The organism is Nocardiopsis coralli (genome assembly GCF_014892575.1).
GTDB classification, from domain to species: domain Bacteria; phylum Actinomycetota; class Actinomycetes; order Streptosporangiales; family Streptosporangiaceae; genus Nocardiopsis; species Nocardiopsis coralli.
This window is the reverse complement of sequence record NZ_JADBGI010000006.1, coordinates 1-19,148: the sequence shown is the minus strand read 5'-3', so window position 1 is coordinate 19,148 and position 19,148 is coordinate 1. Positions and strand designations below refer to the sequence as shown.

Sequence of the window (19,148 nt, the reverse complement as noted above, 5' to 3'; positions counted from 1 at the left end):
TCCGGTCAGTGGTTGATCTGGTAATTGCCGATGAAGACGGTGACCAGGCCGGACTGGCCCAGGACCGGGCCGAGGAGTCCGTCGTCACCCGTGGTCGCGTCCTGCTGCTCGACGTGCTCGCTCTGCTCGGGGGCCTCACCTTGCGCGGACTGCGCGGAGGCGGGCGCGGCGGCGCCGAGGGCGAACACGGCCCCGGCGGCGGTGGTGATCCCGAGGGCGGCGATGCTGCGGAGAGACGGAAGCACGGTTGGTCCTTTCGGTGTCCCTGTGAAGGGTGGGCGGTCAGGCGTCACGAGGGATCCGTAGCCGCAGCGCGTGAGGATTGGTACGGGATGCGATTTTTCTTCGTGAGCAGCGATCGATCCCGCCGAATCGGGGCACACGCACCACCCCGGACACACGAACGGGGCGGGGTGCACCCGGTGGTGCACCCCGCCCCGTGAACCGGAGATCAGAGCGGGAAGGAGGTCCCGGTCAGCTCCTCGGACAGCTCCCAGAGGCGCTCGGCCGCGACCGGGTCCTTGGCCGCAGGGCTGCGTGAGGAGGCGGCGGGCGCGCCCCACATGCCGAAGAGCCCGCCCGGGCCGGCGAACCCGGCGCCGTCGAGGTCCTGGGTCGCGGCGTAGACCGTGGGCAGGGCCCCGGCCCACGCGCTCTGGGCGACGATGCGGTTGCCGAACATCGCCACGTTGCGGGAGAACGCGTCGGCGCCGTGGCTCTGCAGGTTGGTGGCGGCGTACCCGGGGTGGGCGGCCGTCGAGAGCACACGCGAACCGGCCGCGTCCAGACGGTTCTGGAGCTCCAGCGTGAACAGCAGGTTGGCCAGCTTCGACTGCGCGTAGGCGCGGTAGGGCGTGTACCCGCGCTCGAGGTTGACGTCGTCGAAGTGGATGCCGGTCGAGAGGCGGTGCAGGCCCGAGGACACGGTGACCACACGCCCGCTCACGTGCTCCAGCAGCAGGTTCGTGAGCGCGAAGTGGCCGAGGTGGTTGACGCCGAACTGGGTCTCGAAGCCGTCGGCGGTGCGGCCCTCGGGCAGCGCCATGACACCCGCGTTGTTGATGAGCAGGTGGATGTCGCCGGACCAGTCCTCGGCGAACGTGCGCACGGACTTCAGGTCGGCGAGGTCCAGGCGGCGCACCTCGGGGTCGCCGGGGATCTCCCGGGCCGCCTCCCGGCCCTTGTCCTCGTTGCGCACGGCGAGCACGACATGGGCGCCCTGGCCGCCGAGCATGCGGGCGGTCTCGAGGCCGAGGCCGCTGTTGGCCCCGGTGATCACGACCGTCCGTCCGGTCAGGTCGGGAAGGGAAACGGCGTTGGTCTGCATGTCCACAACCTAGGCAGCGGCCGGAGAAGTTGTCAATGACAACAATGATGGCACCGTATACATCCGTCTATCCTGGGGTGCATGGCCCACCGCCCCTATCACCACGGAGACCTGCGCGCCGCCCTGCTCGAAGGGGCCGAGAGAGCCCTCGCCGAGCAAGGCCCCGACGCGCTGTCCCTGCGTGACCTGGCCCGCCGGGCCGGTGTCAGCCACGCGGCGCCCGGGCGGCACTTCCGCGACAAGAACCACCTCCTCGACACCCTCGCCCTGACCGGGTTCGAGCGCCTGGACGCCCGGATGGGCGAGGCCGTGGAGACCCCGGGACCCCTGCGCGACCGCCTGCTCGCGCTCGCGCGCGGGTACGTCGGTTTCGCCCTCGACCACCCCGCGCTCCTCGAGCTGATGTACGCGCGCAAACACACGCCCGACCCGCCCGAGGAGCTCACCGCCGCCGTCGGCCGCCTCCTGGAGACCGTGCTGCGCCCCGTCACCGAGGGGCAGCGCGAGGGCACCATCGCCCCCTTCGACCCCGGCACGATCGCGATCACGCTCTCCGCGACGCTGCATGGGCTCACCTCGCTGGCCGACGCCGGCTCCCGCCACGAGCTGGACGACCACCTGCCCGCCGTCGTCGACCTCCTGCTGTCCGGCCTCAGCCCCCGGTGACGTCGGAGGCGGCACCGGTGGGGACACGTTCGCCGCGCGCTCGCGCGAGCAGGGTACGCACGGACCGTTTCGGCGCGCGGGACCTCCGGGTAGATCCCGGTTGCGGCCGATCCGTCCGCCTCGAACGGGGGAAACCATGCGCGCACACATCGGGGACCTCGTGCACACGCACGGGGCCCACAGCAGCGACGGGCAGCGAACAGCAGAGATCGTGGAGGTCCGCGGCGCCGACGACGGCCCGCCGTACCTGGTGCGGTTCCCCGACGGCGAGGAGATGGTGATCTACCCCGGGCCCGAGACCGTGGTGGAACCCCGCCCGTCCGCGGACTGACCCCGGACGGAACGAGGGGGTGACGGCCCGGCCGTCACCCCCTCGACGCATGCACGCCGGCCTCACCCGACGGTCAGCACGAGCTTCCCCGTCGTCCGTCCGCGCTCACCGATCTCGTGCGCGCGGGCCGCCTCCGCCAGCGGGAACGTGTCGGCGATGGTGGGCCGCAGCGCACCCCGTGCCACCAGGGCGGCGATGGAGCGCATGCCCTGGTGGTCGTGCTCCACCAGCATCTGCGCGATCCGCGACCCCTGTTCCTCCGCCCGCGCCGCCGTCTCCGGGGCGTCGAACGGCAGCAGCGTCACCACCGTCCCACCGGGCCTGAGCGCGCGCACCGACCTCTCGACCTGGTCGGCCCCGCCCACGGCGTCCAACACCACGTCGACGTCGCGGACGGCCTCGCCGACGTCCACCGACCGGTAGTCCACGACCTCGTCGGCGCCCAGCGAACGCACGAACGTGTGCTTGGGCTCGCTCGCGGTCCCGATGACGTGGGCCCCGCGCGCCTTGGCGATCTGCACGGCCAGGTGTCCCACACCGCCCGCTGCGGCGTGCACCAGCACCCGGTCGCCGGCACCGACCCCGGCCGTGTCCACCAGGGCCTGCCACGCCGTCAGCGCCGCGAGCGGCACCGCACCGGCCGTGACGTGGTCGATCTCGGGCGGCTTGAGCGCGAACGCCCGCGTCGGACCCACGACGTACTCGGCGTGCGTGCCCACGCCGTAGGGGTAGGGCACCATCCCGAAGACCTCGTCACCCGGCCGGAACAGGGTCGTGCCGAACCCGACCTCGTCGACCACGCCGGAGACGTCCCAGCCCAGCACGAACGGCGGCTCACCGAGGAACAGGCCGGTCTCGCGGTGCTTCCAGTCGGTGGGGTTGACGCCCGCCGCGACGGTCCGGACACGGATCTGGCCCGGGCCGGGCTGCGGCACGGGCAGTTCCTCCTCCTTCAGGACATCGGGGGTACCCAGGGTCTCCTGCCTGATGGCTCGCATCGTGTGGCTCGTCATGGCCCCAGTGTCACACCCGTTCCGCCCGGTGTGGGCTCTTTCCGACCCACAGCGCTCGATGTAAGGTTCCTGCGTCCGCGTCCCTCCGATCCGTTCCTCCCCCCGATTCAAGGACGCATCTTGCGCAGACGCACAGCCACGGCCCTGATCTCCGCCGCCGTCATCGGCGCTCCACTGGCCCTCACCGGGGCCGCCCCCGCCGAGACCGCCGACCGGGACGAACTCCATCTGCCCGGGCTCGACGGCGAGGTCTCCATCGCCGTCGACTCCGCCGGGATCCCGCACATCACCGCCGAGACCAACGAGGACCTCTTCTACGCCCAGGGGGTCAACGCCGCCCGCGACCGGCTGTTCCAGATCGACCTGCACCGCAGACAGGGACTGGGCGAGCTCTCCGAGGTCCTGGGGCCCGACTTCGTCGAGCGCGACCGCGCCGCACGCCTCTTCCTGTACCGGGGCGACATGGACCGCGAGTGGGAGAGCTACGGCCCCGAGGCCCGCACCACCGCCACCCGTTTCGCCGAGGGCATCAACGCCTACGTCGACTGGCTCGACGACAACCCCGAGCACCGCCCGCCCGAGTTCGACGAGCTCGGCTACGAACCGGCGCACTGGGAACCCGAGGACGTCGTGCGCATCCGCACGCACAGCCTCGGCGAGAACCTCGCCAGCGAACTCACCCGCACCCAGGTGGCCTGCGACGACGAGCTCGCCAACGCCGACCTGCTCCTCGGTATGGAGCCCGATCACACCGCGTCCCTGCCCGAGGGCCTGGACCCGTGCTCGGTGCCCGACGACGTCCTGGACACCTACCGGCTCGCCACCGGCGACGTCTCCTTCGACGACGACGGCTCTGCCCGCCTGGCGGGGCCCGAGGAGGACGCCCCGCTGACCACCAACGGCGGCGAGGGCAGCAACAGCTGGACCGTCTCACCCGACCACACCGACTCCGGCCGCCCGATCCTCGCCGGCGACCCGCACCGGCCCGTCACGGCGCCCGCGCTCCGCTACGTCGTGCACCTGACCTCCCCGGAGGTCGACGTCGTCGGCGCGGGTGAACCGTTCCTGCCGGGCGTGGCGATGGGGCACAACGGGACGGCCGCCTTCGGGCTCACCTTCCTCGCCGCCGACCAGCAGGACCTGCTGTTCTACGACGTCGACCCCGACGACCCCACCCGCTACCGCCACGACGGCGAGTGGAAGCAGATGGACACGGTCACCGAGGAGCTGACCCTTCCCGACGGCTCGACCGAGGAGGTGGAGCTGCGCTTCACCCACCACGGCCCCGTGATCTCGGAGGACACCGACTCCGACACCGCCTACGCCGTGCGCACCACCTGGACCGAGCCCGGCACCACCGCCTACTTCAACAGCCTCGAACTCATGCAGACCGAGGACTTCGACGCGTTCCGTTCGGTCCTCGACGGCTGGGGCGGACCGCCGATGAACTACACCTACGCCGACGTGCACGGCGACATCGGGTGGGTCGCGGCCGGGCGCGTGCCCGACCGCGGCGACGACGACGGCCTGCTCCCCGTGCCCGGCGACGGCAGCCACGAGTGGGACGGGTTCCGGGACGACCTGCCGTACGTGCACAACCCCGACGAGGGCTTCTTCTCCACGGCCAACGAGTACAACCAGCCCGAGGACAACAACCTCGGCTACGAGTGGGACCCCGGCTTCCGCCAGGACCGCATCACCGAGGTGCTCGGCGGCGGGGACCCGCACACCCTGGAGGAGGCCGGCGACCTGCAGAACGACGACGTCGACCTGACCGTGCGCGAGGCGCTGCCCCTGCTGGAGAGCATCATCGGCAGGGACGCCGAGGCGAGCGCCGCGGCCGAGCTCCTGACGGGCTGGGACGGCGACCACACGGTGGACTCCGCGCCCGCCGCCCTGTACCAGACCTGGTTCGCCCGCCACCTGGGCCCGGCCTTCTACGAGGCGGTCTCGCCCGAACTCGCCGCCTTCGCCGACCACACCGAGGACGCCGGGGCACTGCTGGACGCACTGCACCACCCGGAGGAGTGGCTCGACGGCGACCCCGAGGCGGAGCGCGACCGGATCCTCGTCGAGTCCCTCGCCGCGGCCTACGAGGACGTCGCCGGATCCCTGGGTGCGGACCCTTCCCAGTGGCGCTGGGGCGACCTGCACCACACGGTGTTCGAGCACCCCCTCGACGGCGACCTGGGGCCGTTCGAGCGTCAGGGCTCCAACCACACCGTGAACCGGTCCGGGATGGACCAGTCCGAGTACCGGCACAACGCGGGCGCCTCGTACCGCATGGTCCTGGACGTCGGCGAGTGGGACTCCTCCCTCGCCGTCAACGGCCCCGGCCAGTCCGGAGACCCCGACAGCCCGCACTACGACGACCACGTCGACCCGTGGCGCGAGGGTGACTACGTCCCGCTGCACTACAGCGAGGACGCGGTCGAGGCGGACACCCAGCACACGATCGCCCTGATCCCGCAGGGCTGACCCGGAACCGGGGCGGGGCCGCGCTGTCGGCCCCGCCCCGGTCCGGTGTCCGTGTCAGACGAACGGCACCGGGGCCAGGCTCAGCAGGCCGCAGCCGTACGCCTTCGCGCGGCCTATGCCGGTGCGGACCGCCTCCGCGAAAGCGTCGGCGTCGGTCACCACCAGGCGGCCGTCGAACTGCGCCGGCGACACGGTGATCTTGCTGCGCCGCGACGACGTGCCCTTGTAACCGATCGCGGGCGGCAGGGGCACGACGTCCACGGCCAGGGCGCCGTCGTGGGTCGCCGGGATCTCGAACCCGTGCTGTTCACCCTTGCGTGCGATCCAGCCCAGCCGGCTCTTCTCGTCGTGCAGGGCCACCCGCCGTCCCCGTTCGAACTTCGGGGCCTTCGGGTCCCGCACGATGCGCGTGGGGTTGGCCGTGCAGCGGAAGGCCAGTTCACGGCCGGGCACGATCGCCTCGAAGACCGCCGCCATGGACCGGGTCTCCGCCGGCGCGGCCAAATAGTCGTCGGGCAGTTGTGCCCAGTCGGGTTCGACGGCGCTCTGCACGAGCAGCATGTGGCCTGCGTCCGAGCGGTCCAGGCGCCAGAGCAGCCCGTTCTCCTTGCGCGCGGACCCGTCGGCGTCGACCTCGGGGAAGGCCGACATCAGGGTGCGGTGCATGTGCTGCACGTCCGCGTGGTCGCGGCGGTAGGCACGCGAGCGGATGCTCGGGCGCAGTCGGCTCAGGTACACGGGCTTTCCCTTTCCGGCTGGGCGTCGCTCTGCGGGACCGGAACACGGCCGACGCGCACGTACCGCTGCTGGAACTTCCGGTTGCCGGACTCGAAGGTCACCGGGACGTCGTACCGCGCTTCCCGCTCGGGCTCGTGCGCCTCGACGTCGGTGACCGTGCGCAGCCACGGGTCGCTCTCGATGTCCTTGATCAGCTCAGGCCTTTCCTCCTGCCACGGGTGCTCCTGCAGGGCCTGCTCGAGGCTGCCCTCGGGGCGCAGACCGGTACCGAACCCGCGCTCCGGGGCGAGGATCAACGGCGAGGCCGGAACGTGGGCCTTGCGCCCGAAGAACAGGGGCCAGCGGGGGTGCTGGACGGCCTCGGCGACCCGCTCCAGCAAGGCGCGCTCGCCCTGCAACAGCACAAGGAAGAGCGCGTCGGCCAGGTAATAGCGGTGGCTGACGACGTTGCGGTGCCCGGTGCCCTTCGTCGTGGGAACGTCGGTGGAGACCTGGTAGTCGCGCTCCACGATGCCCTCGCGCTCGACCCGCACCGCCATGTGCAGGTCGGCCAGCTGCTTGATCTCCGGCTTGTCCGTGCGCCCGATGCCCAGCGCCGCACCCAGCACCCCGACCACACCCGACTTGGTGGGCTCCTGCATGGTGTCGCGGTGGGTGAAACGCGAGCGCACGCCCCAGGACTGCATCGGGGCGTCGAACCGCAGAGCCAGGACCGGGCCCTCAGCCACGGGCCTCACCCAGGACCTTGCTCGTGAACGCCTGCAGGCTGGCGGCCTGCTCGCTCTCGGGAACCTCGAGCTTCTCGAGGTCGCCGGAGAGCGAAGCCATCGCCACCGCGCGGATCTCCTCCTCGCCGTAGAACCCGCGCAGCTGCTGGAAGTGCTTCCACATGAGTTCGGTCGAGGCGCCCATGACCCCCTTGCCCGGAACCGGGTCGAGGAAGGCGTTGGCCAGGTTCCAGGAACCGCTGTCGCGCACCACCGCGAGGAGGGTGTCCGGCATGGTGCGGGCGGCCATGGAGTTCTGCTTGCCGCTGGGGACCGCCCGGACGAAGGCGTTCAGCCACGCGCTGGTGGCCCGCTGGAGCAGGTCCTCGTCGATGTCCTCGGGCTTGGCGGCCTTGCCGAACAGGTTGTGCTGGAGCTGGCCTAGGTCGAGGTTGGCGTAGCGGTAGTAGCAGGCCGCGTTGAAGTCGACCGTGCCGATCATGTCGGCGCCCGCCTCGTCGTCGGGCTTGAGGTCGTCGACGGCGGTGTAGAAGTCGAACTCGCCCGCCACCGCGTGGGTGGAGATGGCGTGCGCGACCTGGGAGGCCGCGTCGACGTTGAAGTCCTTGTTGTCGGCGATCATGCGGCCGAAGAGCGCGATGTCGACCGCACGGCGGGCGTCGAGGATCCGCTTCGCAGCCTGGGCCGCCTTCTTCGGTGGCTTCTCTTCCTTCTTGAGCTTCTTCTTGGCCTGGTCGGTCTTGGCCTTGGCGATCTTGTCGGCCCGCTTCGCATCCTCCTTCAGCAGCCAGTCCTGGTTCTCCCGGCAGAACGCGACGAGGTCATCCACGGCCCGCCTGCCGACGAAGAGCAGGTATTCGGTCAGACCGGTGGACTCCACGCCGAACCCCATCTGGCGGAGCGCTTCGGTCACCACGGCCACCCGTTGTTCCTCATCGCCCTCCTCCAGCTCCGCGGCCGCCTGCTGGACCAGGCGTTTGGTGCGCCAAGCGGTCTCGCCCTCGGCCAGGCCGACGTGGGGGAAGAGCGAACGCGCGGCCTTCTTGAGGCTCTGGCTGGAGACCCGTCCGCGCAGAGCACCGCCGAAGGTGACCGATTTGGGTTGGCCCAGGTCGTCCCGGTTGAGGTTGCTCGCCGGGAACGACTGGATGAGGTGCAGTTCGATGATCATGGTCGTCAGGTCGCATCCTTCTTGTCGGAGGTCTGGCTCGTGTGCACCTGATGGCGGAAGTCCCGTGCCCAACGCCGGCGTACGGGGCGCGCCCTCGTCTCATCTCCGCTGCTGAGGTGAATGAGGTCCCAGAGGAGCTGGTTGTAGTCGAGTGGCCGCTGTTCCGGTGCGCGTGACACGAGACGGACCGCCTGGCGGAGGTAGTGCTCGAGCGCCTCGTTGCTGGTTTGGGACGCGCCGATGAGCTGGCGGACCCTGGCTTCAGCGGAGGAGGACTCCGCGAGGGCAGCACACAGTGGCCACCGTTTGGGTGAAGAGGTGCCGTTGTCGGGGTGCAGCGCGTAGAGGCCGCCGATGAGCAGGCAAGGCCCCTCGTGCGCGGCGGGGATTCTTTCGAACTTCAGGAGCACGTCGTAGACGTCATCGATGTACCTGTCTTCGGTGAGACTGCGGCGGAAACGCGCCAGCTGCCGTCTTGCCTGCGCGACGGCCTGTGCTTGGCCCGAGTTCAGTTTCCAGCCCATCGTGTAAAGCTCGTTCACGTACCCCTGGTGGGGGTTATCCGCTTTCCCTTTGTTCACGGTGCTGTCCTTCGAGCGATGTCCGGATCTATCGCCTCGTCGAAGTTGTCGAAGGCCTTGTTCACATTCGACCGTGCGATCATTTCTGTGCTTGCGAGCTCGAACACCTGACGGGGGGAGCCTCCGGGGGAACGCTCCAGCCATGTGTCGAGGGCCTGGTCGACCGTGGTCCGCACGTGGTTTTGCCATTCATCCAGTAGTTCGCGGAGTTCGGAAAGCCCTTGGGGGTCGCCCGGATCACGCCGCCCCACCAGGTCGCCGACGTCGTGCAGCAAGCGTTGGAACCCGGTGTCCAGGTGCGGCCAGTACCGTTCAGCGAGAAAACTCCAGTGCTCGTAGCGGTCGAACGATGCACGGAGCTCTCCGCGGTAGGTGCGCAGCATCCCCTGGAGCGCCTTACCGACGTCGTCGGCCAGCTTCACGGAGTGCCCGAACGCGAGATCGAGACTCCATCCGCGGTCCTGTGCCACGAGGAGAGAGAGCTTGATCGGAAACGCTTCTTCGGACCAGTACTCGACCGCTCCCGGATTGGACATGAGCTTCTGCCCGAAGACACGGAGGGTGACCGTTTTTCCGGGGTCGATCCTTCCGTAATCGACGTGATCGGCCGCAGCGGAGACCGTCGCCGGTCGGCGGGCTCCGTCGTGGTTCTCGGTCGGCAGGAGAAGGTCGGTGGCGTGACGCCACACCCCTCGCAGCATCTCCAGCTTGACCGGATCGACCTCTTTCTTTTTCCCTTTGGTCTCACGCTCTGCGAATGCGGCCATCATTTCGCTGTCCAGGTTCTTCGCGAGCTGTTCGCCGGGCGAGACCACCACCGCGTCGACATGGGGAGCACCGTCCTTCTCGACCCAGTGCAGGAGGATGTTGCGCGTGGGAAGCGTGAGGAGGTGGGCCCAGCCCTTCGGGCGCACGTCTTTGACGGATTCTGGTGAGGGAGGGCTCGTGCGTTCCCAGACGGCGCAGTCGTGAGCTCCACCCAGGCCAATAGGGAGCTGCCACTCAGGGGCGTAGACGACCGCATTGAGCATCAGGGTTTCCCAGAGGGTCGAGCCTTCGAGAAGAACCGTCCCGAAGCTGTTGCCGTGCGAGGCGACACTGGACAACCGCCCAGGTTTCAGTCCACCGGTGTCGTAGAACTGCACCGCGACCAGCCAACGGGCCGCAACGTCGGCGGGAAGCACGGCCTGGTCCGAGTCCACCGTGTGGTCGAACAAGGTCGTGTTGTTGCCCGTGGCTCTGTGCAGGAGTAGTTGAGAGGCGGGGCTCCTGACCCCGGAGGGGTTCGGGCATTGGAAGAACGGTCGCTCGCCGCCCAGGAGCCAGAAGGCATCACGGTGTGATTCCCCGTGCTTATCCAGATCCTTCAGGGCCTGCGATCCGGGGCGGCTCGCCCAGAGTTCGCCCCAGGCATCTTCATCTTTTGGCCCGTCGAGGGACCGGTGCAGGAATGCCAGTAGGAGCCGGTACAGCGAGGCGGTGACCACGGGCGACTCACCGCGGATGCAGCGAAGGTCGCCCGATCTCCGGAAGACGTCGAGGATGCCGAGCTCCGTGGACTCACCTGAGGTTGTGATGACAGGGATCCACTGTTCGTCGAGCAGGTTGAAGCGGCAGAGGGTCACCAAAACTCCGGGGGTAGGGGGACGGTCACTCTATCGGGACTCGGGTTCATTGTGTGGGAAAAGTGGGAGAAATGGGGATCGCCTGTGCGGTCGTACGCTCGACTCAAGGACGGCGGTACTTGCGGTCGTCGTGACTCCCTTGCGACTGGCGGGTGCTGCCGGCCGGTGCACGGCGCTCCGTCACCAAGTGGATCTGCTGGGGTCCGCGGAGCAGCGGGATCAGGACCGCCCGAGCGTCCGCCTCCATGTCTTCGAGCTTTCGGAGGTATTTCCGTTCCGCCGCTCGCCATGCGTCTTCCCACCCCTTCTCCGGCTCGATGGAATCCGCCTCCGAATAGACCCGGTGGATCTGCTCACCGACCTCATCGAAGGGGCGCCACTGCTCGCCAGGGAAAACCTCCTCGAGAATGGCGCGGGAACGGCCGAGGATCCACTGCTCGTAGACGTTCGACACATACGGGGTGAACTTCAGGTTCTTGCGCTTCTTTCCCGCGGGCACTGCTGCAAGGACCGCAGGTTCGATATCGGCGACGTACAGCGTGGGCACGGACAGGTTGGACGGGCGAGTGCCGCGAGCGTGGCGGTGCAGCCTCCCTGTCCGTTGGAACAGCAGGTCGATCGGGCACAGGTCGCTGACGAGAACGTCCGCGTCGATGTCCATGCCGTGTTCGAGTACCGGCGTGCCGACCACGATCGCATGTCGATCCGGCAGGGACTTCTTGCCGAGGTGCGCGTCGATCCGGCCCTTGATCTCCCGGCGCTGTTCACCTTGGTGGTCCCCTTCGAAATGGATCAGCTCGGGGGAGCCGGAACGCTTCTTGTACCGCTCCTCGAGCAGGTCGTGCACGGTCTTGGCCCGTGCCGTCGTGTTGAGCACGACCAGGGCGGTGCCGTCCTGGTCCACGAGCTTCTCGACATGGTCGGCGATGGTTTCCGGGCTTTCAGGTAGGCGCTTCAGCCGTACCGGCCCCCTTTTCCTCGCGACCTCCGACAGGCGGAATGTCCTGGGCCTCGCCATGTCCCGGCTCCAGGTGACTTTCCATGGCGTCGAGCCGGTGTCCTTGGTGCTCTGGGGGAGTGGAACACGGCCCTCCGCCCCGGCGTGCCATTCCTCGATCAGCTCGACGCGCTGCTCCGGGGAGAGAGTCGCGGACATGAGTACTACGGGCGAGCCCAACCAACCGCAGTACCAGATGAGCTGCTTGACGATGCGTGTGGTGTACGCGCCGTAGGAGTGCACCTCGTCGATCACCACGACCTTGTTGCTCAGCGCCGCCATGCCGAGGAAGTTGTGCCCTCCCCGGATCACGGACTTGAGTGCTTGGTCGACGGTGCCCACCCCCACCGGGAAGGCCAACCCTTTCTTGCTCGCGAACCAGTCCCACGCACGAAGGGCGCAACCGTCCTCGCCCGCATCGTCCTCACCCTCCACCCCTGTCGGGTTGATGGTGCTGCCGGCCGTGGCCTGGTTCGCCGCCTCGATCTCCTTCTGTTCCTTTGCCGACCCCGAGTAGACGACGTTCACCTCGAGGTCGGAGCCGAGTCCGTCGAGCAGGGCGCGTGCGTCGTCGTAGGTCTGGCGACTGAGTTCCCGGGTCGGTGTGGAGTAGTAGAGCCCGCCCAGTCCCAGCACGTGGGACAGGCGTGCGGCCGCCTGGAGGCCAGCCTTGGTCTTGCCCTCGCCGGTGGGTGCCTCGATCACCAGCACACCGGGTTCCCGGCAGGTATCGACCAGCTGCTCCACCTCACGCTGCAGGGGGCGCGGTTCGACGGTCTCCGCGCTGTCCCGGCTCAGCTGCTCCGCGAAGATGTCCGTGAAGCCCGTGTGCTCGCCGGGCCGCCAAGGGTGCCACCCCGTCACATTCATGGCCCTGTGCGCACGTGCCTCGGATCGGGCCCGGTACTCGTCCAGGCAGTCGGGGTCCTTGGCGTAGGGGAAGTACGTGGTGTCCGACGCCAACCAGTCGGAGATCGTGGTCAGCCCCGCCAGACAGAGCACGGCACGAGAGGTCACACGTACGTCTGCCCAGCGCGGATCATCGAAGACCACGCCGGCGAGCCGCGCCAGCTCGTGCAGCATGGCGGACCGGCCTTCGCGCCAGAGACCTTGCCCGATGTCCTCCCTGTGCAGGCCGCCCCTGGCGTCCCGATATCGCGCGAGTACGGAGGGGGGCGGAAAATATCCGTGGTGGCCGGCCAACACCTGGCTCAGCACGATGCGGGTGGTCACCGGTGCGTCGAGACCGCGCAGGAGCACGTCGAGGTGCACGCCGGTACTGATCCCGTGCGGGGTGTCTTGCTTCCTGCCGCGCCGGGCCGCGCAGCCGTCCAGCAACTCGTGCTCACTGTGCGGAAAGCGCTTCTTCGCTACCTCCACGGAGACGCCTTGGAACGCCGGGGAGAACTTGCCGAGGTCGTGCAGCCCGCACAGCAGCGCCACCCACTTCACGGTCTGCTGCGAGTCCCCGTCGGTGAGTGGTCGGAAGACCTCGTCCAGTTCCTTGCGCACCTCCGGCCCGAGGAAGCGGTGGTACAGCAGCCGCGCGACCTCCATCGTGTCGATGAGGTGGCAGACCAGCGGGTGCATCCAGCCCTGCCTCGTCTTGCGCTCTTTCGGCCCGTGCTTCGGCCTGAGCCTCGAAGTGTGCTTCGCCCAGGGCATCCGCAGCAACTCGTCGTGGGTGGGGGGAAGGAGCACGGGCGTACCTCTCCGTGACCGGGTTCTGGGGGCCGCTACCCATACCAACACCCGGCACCGACAATCCGCGCGGCCGCCCCCGGGCGCCCCGGAACGCGCGCCCGGCTCAGAGGTCCAGCGCGCCGCCCTGCACGCGGGCGATCGCGCTGTCGAGCAGGTCGGGGAAGTCCGCGGGTTCGCCCCCGCCCTCCTCGGCGACGGCGAGCGAGACCGACAACAGCACCCCGATGCACGCGCCCGCCCAAGCGCGCACGTCGAGGTCGGACGCGGGCCGTCCGGTGCGTTCGGCGGCGGCCTCGGCGAGCTCACCGATCCCGGTGGCGTGCCGGGCGATCAGGGCCGAACGCAGCTCCGGCACGGTGAACATGAGCCGGCGCCGGTCGAGGTCCTCGTCGCGGTCCTCGCCGCTCATCTCCGCGTACGCGCGCCGCACCCCCGAGCGCAGGGCGTCGGTGAGGGGCGTCTCCGCGGGTTCGTCGAGGAAGTAGCGGTGCACCCGGGCGAACACGTCCTCGGTGAGGACCGCCTCTTCCTTCGTCGGGAAGTAGCGGAAGAAGGTGCTCGCCGAGACACCCGCGGCCTCGGCGATCTGTTCGGTGGTTGTCGCCTCGTACCCCTGCTCCCGGATGAGCGCCAGCGCCTGGCGTCGGATCGCGGCACGTGTGGCCGCCTTCTTCCGCTCTCGCAAACCCATGCGCACATCATGGCGCACGCACACGGGCCCCGGGAATCCGTGGAACGCGGCGGTTTCCGGCCGGTTCCCCCGAGGGGTCAGCCGCGGTCGAAGAACCGGAAGATCTGGAGCACGAGCCCGGCGGCCAAGCCGGCCAGCGCGACGGAGGAGGCGAAGGAGGCGGCCCAGAGCGCGACGCCTCCCAGGTCGACCCAGGACGCCAGGAAGGTCCGCGTGAGGTCGCGGGTGGCGACGAAGGCGACGATGAAGACGACGAAGGACACGATGGTGGCGGCGTTCCTCACCGGAGGCCACCCCGCTTCGTGTGGGCGAGATCAGACATGTCGTCCAGCTTATGGCGGGTGCACCGCGCTCCGGCCACGGCTCCGGGGCACACCGCGGCACCGCGGCGCGGGCCTCAGAACGGGCGGATCACGGGAGGGGGCGGGGGCAGGGGGTGCGCCGCTTCGGGGGAGAGGGCGTCGCCGAGGAGGGCGAGGTAGCGCTTCCACCCCTCGCTGCCGCGCTCCATGGTCACCAGGACGCTGGCGAGCATGATCATGAACCGGGGCACGTCCTCGGGTTCGAGGTCGCCGCGCACGGCCCCCTCCTCCTGCGCACGCCGGACGAGGCCCATGATCTGCTCGAAGAAGGCCCGCCGGGAGTCCATGGTCAGCACGCCCAGGTCGCCCGCGGCCGAGAGGGTGTTGTACTCGCTCGCCAGCAGGGACATCGTCGCGTCGAGCACGGCGACCAGTCCGGCGTGGGCGTCGTCCCCCTGCGCTGCCTCCTCGATGACGGGGGCGACACGTTCGTGGAAGGCCTGGTCCAGGACCGCACGCACCAGGACGGCCTTGTCGGGGAAGCGCCGGTAGAGCGTGGCCACGCCCACCCCCGCGCGGCGGGCGACCTCGTCCAGGCGGGCGTCCGGGCCCTGTTCCGCGAAGACGTCGCGGGCGGCTCGCACGATCCTCTCGCTGTTGCGGGCCGCGTCAGCGCGCAGCCGTCTCGGGGCCTCGGTACTCATGTGGCTCACCCTATCGACCGAGAGTCGACTCTCACTTTTCTTGACCCCCTCGCGCGGCAAGCGATAGCGTCATCTCAATTCCGGGTGCAGAACCGTGACCCGGTACCGCCGCACGATCCTGCCCGCACCGACCACATCCCCCGGCCGCGATCCGCGCGGGGCGTGCCCGCACGCGCACCCCGCAGCACGAGAGGGAAGGCTCGATGAGTCCGCAGGAACATGCACTGCCCTATCCGTTGACGCCGGAGTCCGCGCTCGAACCGCCCAGGGAATGGGAGGGTCTGCGCCGCGAGTGTCCGGTGGCCGACGTGCACCTGCCCAACGGGGCACCGGCCAAGCTGCTCACCCGCCACGAGGACGTCAAGGCGATGCTCGCCGACCCCCGCTTCGAACGGGACATCCGTGTGGGGAGCACCGCCGGGGACGCCGGGGAGACCGGGGACGACTCGGCCGACCTGTCCCGGATGGTGCCTTCCACCGGCGAGAACCACCTGCGGTGGAGGCGCCTGGTCGGCCGCTGGTTCACCGCCAAACGCATGCGTCAGCTCCGGCCGGGCATGGAACGGATCGCCGAGGACCTCATCCGGGACATGACCGCCTCCGGGCAGCCCGCCGACCTCAAGGCGAGCCTGGCCTTCCCGCTCCCGGTCTTCGTCATCTGCGACATGCTGGGGGTGCCCGCCGAGGACCGGGAACGCTTCTCGCGCTGGTCCGACACCCTCCTGAACCTCACCCGCTACACCGGCCAGGAGATGCAGGCGGCCCAGCGGGAGTTCGTCGACTACATGGCCGGGCACATCGAGGCCAAGCACGCCGAACCCGCCGACGACCTCATCAGCGCGCTCATCGAACAGCGGGAGAGCGGCGAGGACGGCCTCGACGACACCGAACTCCTCGGCACCTCGATGGGCCTCCTGATCGCCGGGCACGAGACCACCGCGAACATGATCGGCAAGATGGTCTCGATGCTCCTGGCCGACCGCAGCCGCTGGGAACGCCTGGTCTCGGACCCGTCGAAGGTGCGCACCGCGGTCGAGGAGTCCCTGCGCGCCGACGCCAACCAAGGTTTCGGGCTGACCCGCATGGTCACCGAGGACACCGAGGTCGCCGGCGAAACCGTTCCCGAGGGATCGGCCGTCGTGTGCAGCATGGCCGCCGCCAACCGCGACGAGCATGTGTTCAGCGACCCCGACGGGATGGACCTGGAGCGTGTCCCCAACCCGCACCTGGCCTTCGGGACGGGGGCGCACTCCTGTCTCGGGCAAGCGCTGGCCCGCACCGAACTCCAGGTGACCCTGGAGGTGCTCCTGCGCGAGCTCCCCACCCTCGAACTGGCATCGCCGCCCGAGCACCTCGAACGGGTCGAAGGGCTCCTCGTGGGCGGCCTGCGCGAGGTCCCGGTCCGCTGGTGACCGACGCCGCGAACACCCCGACGAGTGAGGAGGGGCCCGGAATGAAGATCACCGTGGACCAGGACGCGTGCTGCGGGGCCGGCCAGTGCGTCCTGATCGCGCCGGACGTCTTCGACCAGCGCGAGGAGGACGGCATCGTCGAACTGCTGGAACCGGAACCCGGCGCGGACCTGCACGCCGACGTGCACGAAGCCGCACAGGTGTGTCCGACCGCAGCGATCACCCTGCACGACGACTGAGCCCCGGGCGCCCGGCCGACCCGTCTTGTGGGCCGGGCGCCCCCACTCGGGCCGGCGCGTGGGCGGCGGCCCGGGCGCAACCCCTACGCGGCGCCCTCGGACACCAGGTCCAGGAACCCCTCTTCCAGGTCCCCGCCGGCCGCCAGACCCTCGAGCGTGCCCTCGTACCGTGTGGCGCCGTCCACCAGGACCCCGACGCGGTCGCAGGTCCGGGCGATCTGGTCCAGCTGGTGGCTGGAGACGAACACGGTCGTACCCTCCGCCGCGAGCCGCCGCAGAAGCCCGCGCATGTCCCGCATCCCGAGCGGGTCCAGACCGTTGGTGGGCTCGTCCAGCACGAGCAGGGACGGCCGGGACACGAGCGCCAGCGCGATCCCCAACCGCCACCGCATACCCAGCGAGTACGCGGAGACCCGGCGGTCGGCGAGCTCGGCCATCGCGACCACCTCAAGGGCCTCGTGCCCCCATGCCTCAGGGACGCCCCGCAGCCTGGTGTGCACGCGCACGTGTTCGGCCGCGTTCATCCGGGGCCACAGACCCGGACCGTCGATCAGAGTGCCCAGCGCGCGGCGGGAGTCCGTGTCCAGGGGCCGCCCGAACACCGAGATCTGCCCCGTGTCCAGGCGCAGCAGCCCCGCGATCGTCTTCATCAGGGTCGTCTTGCCGGCGCCGTTGGGCCCGAGCAGCCCGTAGACCTCCCCGGCCCGCACGCTCAGGTCCACGCCCCGCAGAGCAGGGTGGCCGCCCCGCTTGCCGAAGGAACGCCCCAACGTCTTCTCCACGCCCGACACCCGCAGCGCCTCGGTCATCACAGTTCCTTCCGGTTCACGTAACGGGCACCGACGGCGAGCAGGACCGCGGCCAGGGCGAGGGACATGCCCACCCCGACCGGTAGCACCGTCAGGTCGTTGAGCGGGTGGTGATCGGGCAGCGGAACGCCGGACGCCTCGATCCCCGCGATCGGAACCACCATGCGCATCGGCCAGGCGAGCGGGATCACCCACCACACGACCTTGTCGGCGAGCAGGGCGCCGAACATCATCCCGGCCACACCCGTGCACATCGTCGCCGTGAAGCCCCACGCGTTGGTGATGACCAGGCACAGCGCGAGCGCCCCGAGGAAGGCCGCCCACGGAACCAGGGTGCCCACGGCGATCTTCCCGAGGCCCCCGGTCTGGCCCAGACCCGCGCCCAACAGGAGGAAGAAGGCGATGAGCAGGAACGCCGACACCAGACTCAGGACAGCCAGCGCCAGGAACTTGCCGATGAGCAGACGGCTGCGCGGGAACGCGTAGGTGTACAGCAGCCGCCGCGCGTCGTCGTCCTGCCGTTCGGCGACCCCCGCGTAGAGCGCGGCGCTCATCGGTAGGAGCACGCCCCAGAACATGAGCACCACCTGGATCCAGGTGTCCCACGCCCGGCCCGCCTGCGCCTCGGGGGAGAACGCGGTGATGAGCCCGAGCGGGAGGATCAGGAACGCCGGCAGCAGGACGCTGTACCAGAGCGGGAACCCCCGCCTGAGCCGCGTCAGTTCGGTGCGGAGCACGACCGGCCACGACGGTGCGTCGACCGCGCCCGTCTCCGCGGCTGTGCCGGGTCCGCCCGTCCGTCCCGGTGACACGGGCGTCCCTGAAGCCCCTGGCGTTCCCGGTGGCGTTCCCACCATCGGCCCTCCTCGTGTCCGCGGCCACCGGGCGGTCCGGCGGCGCTGCGTAGTACGTAGCGCCGAGGGGCCGGGGAGGTTCACGGTTTCCCGCACGGATCCTGTTCCGGAGCTCGGGGCCGGGGACGGTCTTGGATACCGGGTCTCGGAGACCGGCACCCGCGATTGGTTCGGGTGTGAGGTTGCGGGGTCGGTTGTGCGTGGGGGTGTCGGGGGTCATGTGGGGTGGGGTGTTCTGTGGTGTTGCCTCGGGGGTGGTGGTTCGTCGGGGGTCGGGATCGTAGCCCGGCCGGGCCTGCACGCAACCCTCGTCGGCGCCACCCCCGATCCCTGAACTTGGCGCGGATGCGTCGGCGTGCTGCGTGGTTGTTCGGGGCGCCTCGGGTGTGCGTTCCGGCCCTGTTCGCCGGGCTGACCCGACCCGCATCGACGAACCCCCTTCACCCCCAAGGCCCCCGCCCGCCCAAAGGAACGGTGGTCACTGCTATCCCCCTTGGGTGTTTCATTGCGACCAACGGTTGCGGCGTGCGGGCGGTGGCTCGCTCCTGCGGAAGCACAAGCACGCCCCGCGCACTCCCGGCAGGGCATTGAGTGTCGGGGAGTGGCGGGTGTGCGGGCGGACTCCGGGCCCCGCGCACTCCCGGCAGGGCATTGAGTGTCAGGGGTAACACGTGTGCGGTGGCCGGGTTGGAGATTCTCCCAAGGCCGTGCGGATTTTCAAGCGCGCCTTCCCCCGCTTCAGGATATCCGAGAAAAGGGTGCTCGTGGAGTTATCCAC

Annotated in this window: 19 protein-coding genes; 5 read left to right on the top strand and 14 right to left on the bottom strand. The window is 69.8% G+C overall.

Annotated features, from left to right (window positions below; translation table 11 throughout):
* Positions 1-5 precede the first annotated feature (5 nt).
* Together IDM40_RS08045 and IDM40_RS08040 are read right to left on the bottom strand one after the other, a co-directional pair.
* Positions 6-245 (bottom strand): hypothetical protein, encoded by a 240-nt coding sequence (locus IDM40_RS08045; protein WP_193121307.1) that lies wholly within the window; start codon positions 243-245, stop codon positions 6-8.
* A 206-nt stretch (positions 246-451) separates the two neighbouring features.
* A complete protein-coding gene (locus tag IDM40_RS08040) occupies positions 452-1,327 on the bottom strand; it encodes an oxidoreductase (protein ID WP_193121306.1) in 876 nt (291 codons plus the stop codon).
* A gap of 81 nt (positions 1,328-1,408) precedes the next feature.
* On the opposite strand from IDM40_RS08040, the gene IDM40_RS08035 reads away from it, so the two are divergent.
* Positions 1,409-1,993: a TetR/AcrR family transcriptional regulator gene (locus tag IDM40_RS08035; protein ID WP_193121305.1), complete on the top strand. Its 585-nt coding sequence runs from the start codon at positions 1,409-1,411 to the stop codon at positions 1,991-1,993.
* A 136-nt stretch (positions 1,994-2,129) separates the two neighbouring features.
* The gene (locus IDM40_RS08030; RefSeq protein WP_193121304.1) at positions 2,130-2,324 is read left to right on the top strand and encodes a DUF1918 domain-containing protein; all 195 of its coding nucleotides are present in this window, start codon (positions 2,130-2,132) and stop codon (positions 2,322-2,324) included.
* Between the two features lie 62 nt (positions 2,325-2,386).
* On the opposite strand, the gene IDM40_RS08025 is transcribed toward IDM40_RS08030, so the two are convergent.
* Entirely contained in the window at positions 2,387-3,322 is a 936-nt protein-coding gene (locus tag IDM40_RS08025; RefSeq protein WP_193121528.1) for an NADP-dependent oxidoreductase, read from the bottom strand.
* 135 nt (positions 3,323-3,457) lie between these two features.
* Here IDM40_RS08025 and IDM40_RS08020 point away from each other — a divergent pair, with 135 nt between their 5' ends.
* Complete coding sequence (locus IDM40_RS08020; RefSeq protein ID WP_193121303.1) at positions 3,458-5,815, top strand: penicillin acylase family protein; 2,358 nt, start codon at positions 3,458-3,460, stop codon at positions 5,813-5,815.
* A gap of 54 nt (positions 5,816-5,869) precedes the next feature.
* Here IDM40_RS08020 and cas6e read toward each other — a convergent pair whose 3' ends face one another.
* The 9 genes from cas6e to IDM40_RS07975 all read right to left on the bottom strand — a co-directional run bounded on the left by cas6e (position 5,870) and on the right by IDM40_RS07975 (position 15,056).
* Positions 5,870-6,553 carry a type I-E CRISPR-associated protein Cas6/Cse3/CasE gene (gene cas6e / locus IDM40_RS08015; RefSeq protein WP_193121302.1) on the bottom strand — a complete coding sequence of 228 codons (684 nt, stop codon included), beginning with the start codon at positions 6,551-6,553 and terminating at the stop codon, positions 5,870-5,872.
* The gene (gene cas5e / locus IDM40_RS08010) at positions 6,544-7,281 is read right to left on the bottom strand and encodes a type I-E CRISPR-associated protein Cas5/CasD (RefSeq protein ID WP_328806969.1); all 738 of its coding nucleotides are present in this window, start codon (positions 7,279-7,281) and stop codon (positions 6,544-6,546) included. Before cas5e ends, cas6e begins: the two co-directional genes overlap by 10 nt.
* Entirely contained in the window at positions 7,274-8,452 is a 1,179-nt protein-coding gene (cas7e, locus tag IDM40_RS08005; RefSeq protein ID WP_193121301.1) for a type I-E CRISPR-associated protein Cas7/Cse4/CasC, read from the bottom strand. The genes cas5e and cas7e overlap by 8 nt, the downstream gene beginning before the upstream one ends.
* Before the next feature lie 5 nt (positions 8,453-8,457).
* Positions 8,458-8,994 (bottom strand): type I-E CRISPR-associated protein Cse2/CasB, encoded by a 537-nt coding sequence (gene casB, locus IDM40_RS08000; RefSeq protein WP_216630552.1) that lies wholly within the window; start codon positions 8,992-8,994, stop codon positions 8,458-8,460.
* A gap of 35 nt (positions 8,995-9,029) precedes the next feature.
* A complete protein-coding gene (casA, locus tag IDM40_RS07995; RefSeq protein ID WP_193121299.1) occupies positions 9,030-10,658 on the bottom strand; it encodes a type I-E CRISPR-associated protein Cse1/CasA in 1,629 nt (542 codons plus the stop codon).
* A gap of 103 nt (positions 10,659-10,761) precedes the next feature.
* On the bottom strand, positions 10,762-13,320 hold the full coding sequence (gene cas3, locus IDM40_RS07990) for a CRISPR-associated helicase Cas3' (protein WP_193121526.1): 2,559 nt from the start codon (positions 13,318-13,320) through the stop codon (positions 10,762-10,764).
* 142 nt (positions 13,321-13,462) lie between these two features.
* A complete protein-coding gene (locus IDM40_RS07985) occupies positions 13,463-14,050 on the bottom strand; it encodes an acyl-CoA-like ligand-binding transcription factor (RefSeq protein ID WP_193121298.1) in 588 nt (195 codons plus the stop codon).
* Positions 14,051-14,127: 77 nt separating this feature from the next.
* Entirely contained in the window at positions 14,128-14,334 is a 207-nt protein-coding gene (locus IDM40_RS07980; protein WP_193121297.1) for a hypothetical protein, read from the bottom strand.
* A gap of 113 nt (positions 14,335-14,447) precedes the next feature.
* Positions 14,448-15,056, bottom strand: a complete 609-nt coding sequence (locus IDM40_RS07975; RefSeq protein ID WP_193121296.1) for a TetR/AcrR family transcriptional regulator — start codon at positions 15,054-15,056, stop codon at positions 14,448-14,450.
* A 203-nt stretch (positions 15,057-15,259) separates the two neighbouring features.
* Between IDM40_RS07975 and IDM40_RS07970 the strand changes: the two genes are divergently transcribed.
* Together IDM40_RS07970 and IDM40_RS07965 are read left to right on the top strand one after the other, a co-directional pair.
* On the top strand, positions 15,260-16,468 hold the full coding sequence (locus IDM40_RS07970; protein ID WP_193121295.1) for a cytochrome P450: 1,209 nt from the start codon (positions 15,260-15,262) through the stop codon (positions 16,466-16,468).
* 41 nt (positions 16,469-16,509) lie between these two features.
* Positions 16,510-16,707: a ferredoxin gene (locus tag IDM40_RS07965; protein ID WP_193121294.1), complete on the top strand. Its 198-nt coding sequence runs from the start codon at positions 16,510-16,512 to the stop codon at positions 16,705-16,707.
* 83 nt (positions 16,708-16,790) lie between these two features.
* Here the strand turns inward: IDM40_RS07965 and IDM40_RS07960 are convergent, their stop codons facing one another.
* Positions 16,791-17,516 (bottom strand): ABC transporter ATP-binding protein, encoded by a 726-nt coding sequence (locus IDM40_RS07960; RefSeq protein ID WP_193121293.1) that lies wholly within the window; start codon positions 17,514-17,516, stop codon positions 16,791-16,793.
* On the bottom strand, positions 17,516-18,328 hold the full coding sequence (locus IDM40_RS07955; protein ID WP_328806968.1) for an ABC transporter permease: 813 nt from the start codon (positions 18,326-18,328) through the stop codon (positions 17,516-17,518). The genes IDM40_RS07960 and IDM40_RS07955 overlap by 1 nt, the downstream gene beginning before the upstream one ends.
* Positions 18,329-19,148 lie beyond the last annotated feature (820 nt).